General features: G+C 39.8%; 8 protein-coding genes. 2 read left to right on the plus strand and 6 right to left on the minus strand.

What is annotated here, in order from left to right; translation table 11 throughout:
* Positions 1–17: 17 nt before the first annotated feature.
* On the minus strand, positions 18–1,919 hold the full coding sequence (locus A1704_RS01645; RefSeq protein WP_062669838.1) for a sialate O-acetylesterase: 1,902 nt from the start codon (positions 1,917–1,919) through the stop codon (positions 18–20).
* A gap of 32 nt (positions 1,920–1,951) precedes the next feature.
* Positions 1,952–4,327, minus strand: coding sequence for a glycoside hydrolase family 127 protein (locus A1704_RS01650; RefSeq protein WP_062669840.1), 2,376 nt, complete (start codon positions 4,325–4,327; stop codon positions 1,952–1,954).
* 516 nt (positions 4,328–4,843) lie between these two features.
* On the opposite strand from A1704_RS01650, the gene A1704_RS01655 reads away from it, so the two are divergent.
* Together A1704_RS01655 and A1704_RS01660 are read left to right on the plus strand one after the other, a co-directional pair.
* Entirely contained in the window at positions 4,844–5,530 is a 687-nt protein-coding gene (locus A1704_RS01655) for an NUDIX hydrolase (protein WP_062669843.1), read from the plus strand.
* An 803-nt stretch (positions 5,531–6,333) separates the two neighbouring features.
* Positions 6,334–7,908 carry an RICIN domain-containing protein gene (locus tag A1704_RS01660; RefSeq protein WP_262486807.1) on the plus strand — a complete coding sequence of 525 codons (1,575 nt, stop codon included), beginning with the start codon at positions 6,334–6,336 and terminating at the stop codon, positions 7,906–7,908.
* A 613-nt stretch (positions 7,909–8,521) separates the two neighbouring features.
* Here the strand turns inward: A1704_RS01660 and A1704_RS01665 are convergent.
* The 4 genes from A1704_RS01665 to A1704_RS01680 are packed head-to-tail and all read right to left on the minus strand — an operon-like array spanning position 8,522 to position 13,684.
* Complete coding sequence (locus A1704_RS01665; RefSeq protein WP_062669847.1) at positions 8,522–10,249, minus strand: sodium:solute symporter family transporter; 1,728 nt, start codon at positions 10,247–10,249, stop codon at positions 8,522–8,524.
* A 3-nt stretch (positions 10,250–10,252) separates the two neighbouring features.
* On the minus strand, positions 10,253–11,410 hold the full coding sequence (locus A1704_RS01670; RefSeq protein WP_062669849.1) for an aldose epimerase family protein: 1,158 nt from the start codon (positions 11,408–11,410) through the stop codon (positions 10,253–10,255).
* Between the two features lie 27 nt (positions 11,411–11,437).
* Positions 11,438–12,934: an L-arabinose isomerase gene (gene araA / locus A1704_RS01675; RefSeq protein ID WP_062669851.1), complete on the minus strand. Its 1,497-nt coding sequence runs from the start codon at positions 12,932–12,934 to the stop codon at positions 11,438–11,440.
* 39 nt (positions 12,935–12,973) lie between these two features.
* Entirely contained in the window at positions 12,974–13,684 is a 711-nt protein-coding gene (locus A1704_RS01680; protein ID WP_062669853.1) for an L-ribulose-5-phosphate 4-epimerase, read from the minus strand.
* Between the last annotated feature and the right edge of the window lie 29 nt (positions 13,685–13,713).

A 13,713-nucleotide genomic window follows, 5' to 3' on the forward strand; every position in this document is an offset into this window, starting at 1 on the left:
AGATTTTCTATGTTAAATTAATTTTTTTCTGTTGTAAAAGGTGAAGCAGGCAGCCCGCTTGTGTTTTTAAGATTCCCATCAGGGTTATCTGCCCAGTCATAGCGTACATTGACAGGATTGGTGACCTGATCATTCCAGACAATGACTTTATTACCTTTTGCTTCTGCTTTTGCCCATTGATAACGGCCGTCTTTCTGCTGTATGGCAAAACCTTTAAGGCTTCCCTGTATCAGATCATCTGTACCGGGTTTAAAGGATAAAATAATGGTATTGCCTTCTGTTTTCATTGACTGATAAACGGGTCCGTCAGCTATGATTTTTTTACCTTCGATTTTCAGCGCCTGTAAAGCCAGCCTATCCCCCACTGATTTTTTATTGAGCGGATGAATATCGTTCCATTCTCCCACATCAATAGTTACTGCAAGACCTGTATGAGGAACATTGAGAGAGACCTGTCTCTGCTGTTCTCTCAGCTCAGCCCAGTTGCTTTCAATCGGTTCATCTTTTTTCTCCATGAAATTGGCCAGCTGCACAATGAAGAACGGCAGATCAGTCTTGTTCCATTTTGAACGCCAATCTAAAATCATTGTTGAAAGCAAATCTCCGTATTCTTTTGGTTTCCCGGTATTACTTTCACCCTGATACCAGATAAATCCTTTGATTTTATAATTGATCAGCGGATTAATCATGGCATTGTAAAGACCTACCGGTTTCCAGCGGATAAATGTCTGTCCGGGAGCCATTTTTTCCATTTTTGTACCTATCTTATATTTCCACTCGCCTTTAAGGTCTGTTTTTTGACCGTCGATTTCCAGATAATATGGCTTATCAGCGATAAACTGTCCTTTTCCGCTGCCATTAATAACTCTAACCGTAATGATATTCTTTCCTTCTTTTAAAACACCTTTCGGAATGTCATACCAGCGTGGCGGATATTCATAGGTTACATTGCCTACTTTGATTCCGTTGATGTAAGTAATATCGGCATCTTTTATCCTTCCCAGATTGAGAAATGCCGTTTTCTGATCCACTCCTTTTGGCAGGATAATTTCTTTACGGAACCATACCGAACCGTCAAATGAACCTTCCTGATCTTCCCACGATCCCGGAACCATCATGTTTTTCCATCCGGAATCATTAGCGTTATCTTTTTCCCAGTGCTGATTGAACCCAATATCACTCTGATCCAGCTCTGCATACCATGCTTTGCTTAATAATATTTCCTGGGATTCTGTAGATTGTATCAAGTCATCATTTTTCCATTTTTCTGCTTCAGCGAGATATTCCGGATATTTTTTCAGTGATTTTTCATCCATCCAGGCCTGAACCGGAGAGCCTCCCAGACTGGTATGAATGATTCCTACAGGAACTTTGTTTTTGTCATTCAGTTCTTTCGCAAAAAAATAAGCAACTCCCGAAAAATCAAGAATAGTCTGAGGATTGGTACTTTCCCATTTCCCGCCTTCAAGATCATTTTGCGGAGCTTTAAAATTATATTTCTGCGGAACAGTGAAGAATCTTATATTCTGATTATTGGCGTTTTTAATTTCATTTTCATACAAAGGGGTCAGCCTGCGCATCGGAAGTTCCATATTGGATTGTCCTGAGGCTACCCATACATCACCAATGAGAATATCTTTAAGGGTGATCTCATTAATCATCATGGTATATGGACCTCCGGCATTAAGCTTTGGAAGCATAAGAGACCAGTTTCCCCTTTGGTCTGCTGTGGCATTATAGGTTTTATTGATAAACTTAATTGTAATTTTTTCTCCTGCATCGGCATATCCCCAGATTTTAAGATCCTGATTTCTCTGAAGGATCATTCCGTCTGAAACCAATGCCGGAAGCCTTACCTTTGCATGAAAACTGCAAATAGCTGCAAGAAAAAATAATAAATATAGAGTTCTGTTCTTCATGGAAAAAATCTGTTTTTAATGTTGGTTCAGCTTTATTTCTTTTCGTAATTTTCTGTCAGTAACCGGACTTCAATGACTTTAGCGGTCATGAGTTTTTCATCTGCAAGGAATTTTACACTAAGATTTTCTTTATTCTTTTCTGAATCCGGAATCGGAACAATCAGATATTGAGGTAAACTTCCTGACTTTCCTTCCAGATTTTGAGTCATGATTTTTTTACCGTTGATCTCAATATTCAGCGTACGGCTGGTATTCGCATCAAAGTACAGCAGGTAAAGGTATGAAGCATTTTTTCCGGTATTTTTCATCCGATAACTGAACCAGCCTTTGGCATCACGGAAATGGCGGTCTTCCATATATCCTGTACCAGAGTCTTTGCTTTCTATAAAATGATCTGATTCTGGCTGCTGTTCGCCCAGCTGGATCTTATCTGCGGTGATCATATCCAGCTTTCTGGTTTCTGCTTCTTCTTTTGCTCTTTGCTTCAGTATATTTTCTATTCCATTTTTGTCAGCCTGAGGCCAGTACAAAATATATCTTTCTGCCTGAATACTGTAAAACGGTACAAGTTTTAAACCTTTCCCGAATTTTTCAAACGGATAAAGACCTGTAACGGTAAAGTTGAGCGGTTTATTGTTCGAAGGCGCAACATGACTGACAACTTCTGAAGAATTTCCAAGGATAACGGGAATTTCGTTTAAAGGGATCTGCGGACCATGAGCAATATGGCCGCCTCTGCTATCGTCCGCAAGAAGTCCCTGTTGGTTTTCGGTACCGTATTTTGCGGCAAGCACTACAGGACCGTATTTAAATGCATAATAACTGGAGCGGTCAGGAAGTTGTTCTGCGGAAAGATGCATCGGCAGGGTCATTTTCACAACATCACCTTTTTTCCATTTTTTAGTCAGGGTAAAATAGCCGTCAGAACCACGCTGTGCTTTTTCCTGTTTTCCGTTGATCAGAATTTTTACTTCTGAAGGTGTCGTCCATTCCGGGCATCTAAGTTTTACATGAAATTCTGATTTTCCTGCAGCATCGAAAATCAATGTTGTTTCGGGAACTTCCGGAAAGTTATTGACCTGGCGGAGCACTACTTTTTGCTCTTTCCATGTCAATGTTGAAGGGATAAACAGGTTTACATATAAATCCTTATCCGACCGGGCATAAATCATTTCCCCATATTTGGCATGGTTTTCCATTCCGGATCCCACACAGCACCAGAAGCTGGTCTGAGGCTGCGAATACACCCGGTAATGTCCGGGACGCATTGGCGTAAAGTAAACAAAGCCTCCTTTGTCATGATTTTCTGTGGAAAGGATATGATTGTATAGTGCTTTTTCGTAATAATCGATATAGTAAGATTCAGGCAACGTTGCATAAAGCTCTTTGGTCAGCTTCAGCATATTATAGGTATTGCAGGTTTCCGGACCTTCAATATTTTTTATCATACTGCTGAAATCATTGACAGGGTTAAAATGCTCACTGACACTGTTACCTCCAATAACTGAAGATCTTTTCTCTGTAACGTTATGCCAGAAAAAATCAGCGGCATTACTCCAGGACGTATTATTCTCAAGATCGGCAATACGTTTATAGCCGATTACTTTTGGAATCTGTGTATTGGCATGCAGTCCTGTAAGTTTATCTTCTCCTGATAAAAGCGGTGTAAGAATAGCCTGATGGGAAAAACGGTGAGCCAGTTTGAGATATTTCCGGTCATGAGTGATCTCGTAAACATCTGCAAAAACTTCGTTGAGCCCTCCATGTTCACTACGCAGCATATCCTGTATCTGCTCATCAGAAAGGTCTGAAACTTCATTTGCCATCCAATCTGTAAGCTTTATAAGCATTGCCTTTGCTTTTTCATTTCTGGCATACCAATACGCATCTCGCAGTCCTGAGTACAGTTTGTGAATATTATATAAAGGTACCCACCTGTCGTTCAAACCGAAGCCTGAAGCGCGAATATTTCCCTGTTTTATTTCTTTCCATATCTTTTTCCCGTCGGGAATCCCTGAAATGTATCCGTCCGGAGAGGCTTTCTGGCAACGTTCCAGCTCACTGATCATATAATCAATTCTCTGTTGTATTGCGGTATCTCCTGTAGAAGCATACATCAGGGATAATGCGGAAATATAATGTCCTCCTATGTGACCATCCAATCCTGTATTTTCCCAATTAGGATAATTATCTGCCTTGGGGTTCAGCCCGGCTTCTTTAAGATAAGGAGCCAGCAGCCTGTCAGATTCCATTGCCATGAGATATTGACGGTCTGCCATCATAGCTTTATTGAAAACACTCTCTGATAACTTTACAGTTTCTAAAGGGAAATAATGAATTTTCTTATTCATCTGCGCTGAGGCAAATGAAGCAAAACACAATAAAATAACCGAAAGTTTTGGGGTCATGGATAAATGTTAATTCAACATTTCTAAAATAATAGAAAGAATCTATATACGAAACATATCCGGAGTCTGAATCCATTATTTTTTCATTTAAAACTTCCGGTAAAGCCCTAAAAATAACAGAAAACACATTACCTTATCATAAAAAATAAGATAATCAGATCACAAAAAAAACAAAGCGCTGAAGTTATGCGATTCCCTATAAAAATGACTTCAGGATATGTTTTGGCAGAAATTTCAACAATATAGCAAATACCTTATCGTATTTTTAACGTTAAGTCCTGTTTATTAATTATTATCAACATCAATTTATATTTTAACACAATTTTAACATTCAATTCATGTATGATTAACCTCATTTCAGTGATAATTTTAAGTTTTGCTGACTGATCAGGCTCCCAAAATATGCTTTAAGAATAATTTTAATGAAATAAATCATCCGGATTAAAAAAGTGTATGAATCACATTTATATAATATCATATCCATAAAAGATTTACCTTTGTAGTAAAATATAAAAGATGACTGAGGATTACTCCCAATATCCCAAACACCTTGTTGCTGTTGACTGTATCATTTTCGGTTTTGACGGCGAAAATCTTAAAATCCTTTTGGTAAAAAGAAATTTTGAACCTCAAATGGGCGAATGGTCATTGATGGGTGGCTTCGTTGGCAGTGAGGAAACCTCTGATGAAGCGGCTAACAGAGTTCTGTGTACATTGACCGGTCTTGAAAACATTTATCTTGAACAGCTGAAATGTTATACGGAAATTAACCGTGAGCCGACGGCCAGAATCATGTCTATCTCCTATTATGCACTGATCAATATTGAGAAAGATATCCAGATCAATGAGCAGTACAGTGCAAAATGGGTGGAACTACAGAAAGCTCCTGATCTTATCTTCGATCATAACGAAATGGTAAAGGATGCTGTAGCCAGGCTGAGGAGAAGAGCTTCAACAGGACCTATAGGATTTGAGCTTCTTCCTGAAAAGTTCACAATGAAAGATCTTCAGAATCTTTATGAAGCTATTTTTGATGAAAAATTTGACAAGCGAAATTTTACCAGCAAGATCAACAGCATGGATATCCTTGTGAATACGAATAAAAAGGATATGACGTCATCCAGAAAAGGGTCTTTTCTTTACCGTTTTGATGAAAAAAAATACAATAAAAAAATCTCACAGGGATTTATGTTTAAAATCTGATAGACCAACCTGTTTAATTTTGGAAAAAGTATTCCAGAAAATTAACAATTTAGAATGATAGAAAATTCAGCATACTCTTATTAAAATCTCACTTTTGTGAGATTTTTTTGTGTTCCTGGTGGAAATTTCCAGCAGGACAAATAGTTATTTTGTCTTTTTTCAGAATGATCGTAATAAAAATTTATGATAAGGTTTTTTCTTTTCTCCTACCACACAATGCATTATAATTATATGACTTATAATCTTATTTATGATATGTAATTTTTTGTTAATTTTTAATAAAACATTGATTTATATTTAATATTATATGTATTTTTATACAAAACTAATAACCATATTTAACAACAACTCAAATTTTCACAAACCCCGAACTTAACTTCGTGGGAACCAGAAAAAAGAGAGAAAAAGATTTTCCAATTGCAAACTGAATAGAAATGATTCCAGTATTCCACCTGAAACCAGTATTGAAAAATTAGGTAAGGAAATATGGGGTCAAACAGGTTAAACGGTTTAGTAATCTGAAATCAATCCTTATTCAAATCCACCGTTAATAAAAATTAAGAAGTTTTACTTATCTGCGCAATACTCCTGCGCATTATGAAGAATCAAAATATTGATGGCTAAAAAATAAGACCAAACTTTAAATATATCAAATTATGAGAACAAACAAAATGTGGCTTTTTCTGGCCTTTCTGTTAATCATTCTTTCCAGCTGTTCTACGATGGATGAAAAAAATTTACTAGAAGACCCTGACTCCAACTTAAGTGCCGGCGCTAGCGCAAGAGCATTGGCAGCAACACCAATGCTGCATGTTGGAGGCAGATACCTTAAAGATCCGTGTGACAATAATGTTGTCTTACATGGTGTCGCCATAACTCCAAGCCCCTGGTTCAATGGCTGTCAGTATGGCGCCAATTCCGGCTACTGTACCTGGGATAATTACAATGTACAGGGCGCACTGAACTATAATAAGGCTGTGATGAACAAGCTCACCAGTGCTGCTGATGGCTGGTATCTCAATTACATCCGCCTTCATATTGATCCGTATTGGACCAATGATCCCGGACCGGCTATCCCAGAGAACGATATCTCAAGATTCAATTATAACCGCCTGGTAACTTATACAGATCAGGTGATAATCCCGCTGATTAACCATGCCCGCAGCCTGGGAATGTATGTCATCCTACGTCCGCCAGGCGTATGTCCAAATCGTATTGCTGTGAACGATGCCTATCATAGCTATCTTAAAACCGTATGGACCTTTTTGTCGCAACATCCGGGGCTAAAGAACGCTGACAATGTGATGTTCGAATTAGCCAACGAACCTGTTGAGATTCTGGGTACAAATGGCACATGGGGATCGACAGGAAACGAGCACTTTGCAGCACTTAAAAACTTCTTCCAGCCATTAGTTAACATCATTCGCAACAATGGAGCCAATAATGTTTGCTGGATACCGGGTACAGGATGGCAATCCCATTACCAAGGCTATGTCAATAACCAGATTACAGGTGGTAATATTGGTTATGCTGTTCATATCTATCCGGCTTACTGGGGCGGTCTCAGCAACTATCAAGCCTTTCAGAATGCATGGAATATCAATGTTAAACCAATCGCAGACATTGCACCAATTGCCATTACCGAGACCGACTGGGCACCTCAGGGATATGGTACCTTCGGTATCGGTACAACAGGTACGGCAGGCGGAAGCGGATTTGGCGCCAATTTAAAATATATCGTGGATCAGTCAGGCAATGTAAGCTGGAATGTTCTTGCCCCGGATAATCTCCTCCACAAAGGCGATCCTAATGCAGGAACAGCCTACAACAACGATTGGGAAGCCTGCGCCGCACCAGTTAAACAGTGGTTCCAGCAATATGCATCCTCCAATTATCCTGTTGGAAACTGTAATACAACCAGCAGCCTGGTTAATAATGGCATTTACGAGATCGAGTTTCAGACCGATGCCAATAAAGTAGTTGATCTAAAATCCGGAGAGGATGCCAATGGCGCAGTGTTAAGACCATGGACAAGGAATGGTGCTGCTGCACAGCGCTGGGTTGCAATTGACGCCGGCAATGGTTACTGGCGTTTTGTATCCAAAGCGAGTGCAACCAATCGCTGCATTGACTTAGCCAGTAACAGCAATACACTGGGAACTTCGATCAGACTTTGGCAGAACTATGGTAATGATGCACAAGCCTGGCAGGTAGTTGCTGTCTCCAATGGTTATTATAAAATCCTGTCCAAGGTGGACCCTACACGTGGCTGGGATATTCCCAACTGTACCATGGATGGCAATTCAAACTTACACCTTTGGGATTATTATGGTACGTCCTGTCAGTTGTTCAAGTTCAAATATATTGGGATGAACTGATATCAATAAAAAAACAGGGTGCTTTTTAAGCATCCTGTTTTTTTATTGTATGTGAAAAGTCAATTTTGCTTCGCAAGTCAATGGTGAATTTTTAAAAATTGACAATAAAGCGAATTCACTATTGCCCTTTCACTTTTTCCATATAATCAACGTTTACAAAAACTTACGTATAGAATAGTCTTAAAAACAATATCAAACGATTAAACTAAGTGCCATACAGATGCATAAAGTGCATATAATTAATTCTGAAATAAAAAAATAGGATGCTTTTTCCAGCATCCTATTTTTTATGTGAAAAGTCAATTTGCTTCGCAGTCAATGATGAATTTCTAAAATTGACAGTGAAACGAATTCACTATCGACCATTCACTTTTAAAAAGTCAATTTGCTTCCCAGTCAATGATGAATTTCTAAAATTGACAGTGAAACGAATTCACTATTGACCATTCACTTTTAAAAAGTCAATTTTGATTCCCAGTCAATGATGAATTTAAAATTGACAAGTGAAACGAATTAACTATCGACCATTCACTTTTAAAAAGTCAATTTTGATTCCCAGTCAATGATGAATTTAAAATTGACAAGTGAAACGAATTCACTATCGACCATTCACTTACCAAAACCTTACATACAAGGCGGTCAGTAAAAGCAGTGTCATCACAATCAAAACTAATGTCCTGTTGTCTACTTTAAACATTGCTACATCAATGGCAAAGGCTTTAGGATTAATTTTCGGACCTGCAAGACTGATCAGGATCATGGCGATGATGGTGATAAAAAACGACCATCCCATATTAATCAGGAAAGGAATTTCGGTAATGGTATGAACCACCCCATTTTCCAGCTTTTCATAAGTGAATGCTGTATACATCCACGTCTCTTTCCCGAAAATTTCAACGGCAAAGCTGTTGAAGAAAATGGCCAGGACAAACCCTAAAATAACTCCTACCAAAGCGGCTGTACCAGTCGTTCTTTTCCAGAACATTCCCAAAAGGAACATGGCAAAAACTCCAGGACTGATAAAGCCTGTGTATTTCTGGATAAATGTGAAACCTCCTTCACCACCAATTCCCAAAACATCTGTCCAGGTAAAGGCCAGTGCTGCCATCATTGCGATAATGATAACCCAGCGGCCTGTTCTCACCATCTGAATCTCGGTGGCATCTGTTTTAAGGTATTTCTTATAGATATCCAGGGTAAAAATGGTTGAGATACTGTTCACTTTTCCTGCCAGTGAAGCTACAATCGCTGCTGTCAACGCGGCAATGGCCAATCCTTTCAATCCTACTGGTAAGAATCCCAATATTGCAGAATATGCCCCATCTTTCACTCCATTGAATCCCGGAAGGTGTCCTTTGGAATATAATACATAAGCAGCAATTCCCGGAAGCATAACAATTACAGGCATGAATAATTTCAGAAAACCTGCAAACAGAATCCCTGTTCTTGCTGTTTTCAGATCTGCTCCCAAAGCTCTTTGGGTGATGTACTGATTACAGCCCCAATAGTTCAGGTTAACAATCCACTGACCGGCAAAATACATGGCCAGACCCGGTAACACCACATATTTCTGTACCTCAAGGTTCTGAGGCATTGCCAAAGTAGTGGTTGTAGTTGTTGGTTTTTGAAGAATCAGCTTAAAGTGCTGCGGAGCCTCATTGATCAGGGTATTGAATCCTGCCAACGCATTTCCTACAGCGGCTCCGTTGATTCTCTGGTCCACAATCTGCAACGCCATATAAACTGTTGCAAAACCTCCGATAATAAGGACTGCCACCTGTATAACGTCTGTATATCCAATTACTTTCATTCCTCCAAGACCAATCAGAAGAGCCATAAGCAAAAGACCGATCATAATGCCGTGAAGATGTTCTCCTCCCAGCAAAGTATCGATGGCAAGAGCACCAAGATAAAGGATGGAAGTAAGATTCACAATAACATATAGAAACAGCCAGAATACTGCCATGATCAGCGAAACAGATTTGTTATACCTTCTTTCCAGAAACTGGGGCATGGTATAGATCTTATTTTTAAGATAGATTGGAATAAACCAGACCGCAATAATGATCAGCGCAAGAGCAGCAATCCATTCGTAAGCGGCAACAGCGATTCCGACAAAGAAACCTTCACCGCTCATTCCGATAAACTGCTCAGCAGAGATATTGGAGGCAATTAAGCTGGCTCCGATCGCCCACCAGGTCAAAGATCCTTCCGCAAGGAAATAATCCTTACTTCCTGTAGATTCAGACTTTTTCTTTTTATAGATCCATAATCCGTAAGAAGCTACCACTACAAAATAGATCAGGAATATGATGATATCAATAGTTGCTAATTTTCCCATAGTTTACTTTTTTACGGAGAATTTATAGATGGTTTTCGACTGGTATTTCTGTCCGGGCTTCAATTCTGTAGAAGGAAAAGAAGGCTGGTTCGGTGAATCCGGGAAGTGTTGTGTCTCTAAGCAGAACCCTGTTCTGAATTCATTTTTACCACCGGTTTTGGTATCAAACTTTCCGTCAAGAAAATTTCCGGAATAAAACTGCACACCGGGTTCATCTGTGAAGACTTCCATTGATCTTCCTGTTCCCTGGTGATACACTTTGGCGATACTTCTCAAACCTTTTCCATTCAAAATCCAGTTATGGTCATATCCTTTTCCTTTTTTCAGCTGATCATCGTCTGCACTGATATCTTTTCCAATCGGTTTTGAAACCGTGAAATCAAAAGGAGTTCCTTTTACAGCTTTCTGCTCACCCGTAGGAATTAAGGTTTCGTTCACCGGAAGAAAATGATCCGCATTGATCTGCAATTCATGATCGGTAATTGTTTTAGTAAAATTCCCTGAAAGGTTAAAATAAGAATGTTGGGTAAGATTCACTACAGTAGGCTTATCTGTTTCAGCTTCATACGAAATTTCCAATGCATTATCGTCTGTAAGCGTGTAAAAAACGGTTGTTGTTAATTTCCCCGGATATCCTTCTTCACCGTCTGCACTGGTGTAAGATAATTTCAATGTTGGAAATTTTGCATCCTTTACCACTTCAATATTCCAGAATCTGGTGTGGAACCCTTCTTTTCCTCCGTGAAGGCTGTTGGGACCATCATTTTTGTTGATTTCATAGGTTTTGCCATCTAGTGTAAATTTTGCATTGGCAATTCTGTTGCCGTATCTTCCGATCAAAGCCCCGAAATAATAAGGATTACCATCGAAATATCCTTCAGGTTTTGTAAAGCCAAGGACTACATCCTCATATTTCCCGTTTCTGTCCGGAGCGGTTAAGGAAGTGATAATTCCGCCGAAGTTGATAACCTCAACTTTCATCCCGTTTTTATTGCTTAATGTGTATTTTTTAATAGAATCGCCCTTAGGCATAACTCCATAGTCTGAAGTATGAACATTCTCCATTTTCCCTGAAATATCCTGTTTGTTATTTTCTTTTCCGCAGCCGAAAATAATTAAAAATAATAAAATAAAAATGCTATTATGTGTTGCTTTTTTCATAATTATTTACATATTTTTTACAATTAATTAACGATAATACATTTCATTCCAACGAAGTGTATTTTTAAAGTCACGCATTCTGGTATCTTCATCAATGACTAATGATTCAATTCCTGCTATCTCAGCAAAATCTTCCAGCTGTTCTGCTGAAATATTTTCACTGTAACATGTATGGTGTGCCCCTCCTGCCAGTATCCAGGCTTCTGCGGCCGTATATAAATCAGGAAGAGGTTTCCATAAAACTCTTGCTACCGGAAGTTTTGGCAGCTCTTCTGTAATTTCCAATGCTCTGGTCTTGTTGATTAGCAGTCTGAAATGGTTTCCAAAGTCCATCAGGGCAGCATTAAGAGAATCAATATTTCCTCTGGAGTTAAAAACAAGACGAACTGGATCTGCTTTCCCTCCGATTCCCAACGGATGGATCTCGCATGAAGGTTTCGCGGCAGCCAGCACAGGATCTACTTCCAGCATATGTGAGCCTAAAATGGAAGGATTGGAAGGGTCTAAATGATAGGTATAATCTTCCATAAAGGCATTTCCACCTTCAAGGCCCTGCCCCATTGTTTTCATGGCACGTACGAGCGCTGCGGTTTTCCAGTCTCCTTCGCCTGCAAATCCGTATCCTTTCTGCATCAGTCTCTGTACGGCAATTCCCGGCAGCTGCTCCAGCCCGTGAAGGTCTTCAAAAGTATCAGAGAATCCTTTAAATCCACCGTCTTTTAAAAACTTCTCAAGTCCTAATTCAATTTTTGCAGCGGTGTGCAGCGAACTTCTGTTGGCTCCTCCCTCCAAAAGGGAGGCTGCCATGTGATAAGAAGATTCATATTCTTCCATCAGGCTTTTTATTTCTCCCTCACTTACAGAATTGATAACGCCTACAAGATCACCGATTCCCCAGGTATTGACTGAAAAACCGAACCGGGTTTCAGCTTCCACTTTATCTCCATCTGTAACGGCAACAAACCGCATATTATCTCCGAAACGTGCAAATTTAGCTCCCTGCCAGTCGTCCCAGCCTGCAGCAACACGGCTCCAGTCACCAATTTGCTTCTGAACTCTTTCTTCTGACCAGTGCCCTACCACGACTTTTCTGTTCTTTCGGAGCCTGCTTACCATAAAACCAAATTCACGGTCTCCATGAGCCGCCTGGTTAAGGTTCATAAAGTCCATGTCCATGGTAGACCACGGAATATCTCTGTTGAATTGGGTATGCAGATGCAGAAGAGGCTTCTGTAAAATTTTTAGCCCTCTGATCCACATTTTAGCGGGTGAAAAAGTATGCATCCACGTAATTACTCCTATACAGTTTTCTGCATGATTGGCTGCTGCAATGGTTTCAAATATCTCTTCGGTAGTTTTTACCGTTGGCTTTACAATAACTTTTACCGGGATGAAAGAAGATTTTTCAAGTTCTGCCACAATTTTCTGTGAGTGTTCTGCTACCTGTGCCAGTGTTTCTGGTCCGTATAAATGCTGACTTCCTGTGATGAACCAGACTTCTTTGGTATTGAGAGGTGTTAACATAGTTTTGTTGATCGTTAATAGTTGTTTATCTTGAAATGTTTAGTGTTTAAATTCCTGTCCGTAATAAGCATTCTTGCCGTGTTTACGTTCATAATGTTTTTTGATGAGTGAGTCTTTCAGACGTTCTGCATCAGGATTGATCTGCCTGGTGAGGTACGCCATTTCGGCAATGGTTTCCAGTACTTTGCTGTTGTAGACTGCTTTCTCCGCATTTTTCCCCCAGGTAAACGGACCGTGATTGCCGATCAGAACCATTTCCACTTCTTCCGGAGAGAACTGTTTTTCTTTAAAGCATTCCAGAATCTGTATTCCTGTATTGTATTCGTAGTTTCCTTCAATCAGTTCATCCCGCATCGGTGGGGCGCAGGGAATATCCGTCGTAAGATGATCTGCATGGGTTGTCCCGAAAACAGGGATATCCAATTGTGCCTGTGCCCACGCCACGGAATAGATGGCATGCGTGTGGGAAATTCCACCGATATTTTCCCAGTTTTTGTACAGGTAAGCATGGGTCTTGGTATCGGAAGAAGGTCTGAGCCTGCCTTCAATGACATTGGCATCAAAGTCCAGAATCACCATATCTTCCGGCTTTAAAATGTCATAAGGGACACCGCTTGGTTTAATGGCAAAAATGCCTTTATCACGGTCTACAGCACTTACATTCCCGAAAGTATAGACCACCAGCTTCAGGGCATCCAGCTGCATATTCGCTTCATAACATTCTCTTTGGAGTTCTTTATAGGTATTCATTTTGAGTATCATTCAAAAGGTTAAAATGG

The organism is Chryseobacterium cucumeris, from assembly GCF_001593385.1.
Classification (GTDB): Bacteria; Bacteroidota; Bacteroidia; order Flavobacteriales; family Weeksellaceae; genus Chryseobacterium; species Chryseobacterium cucumeris.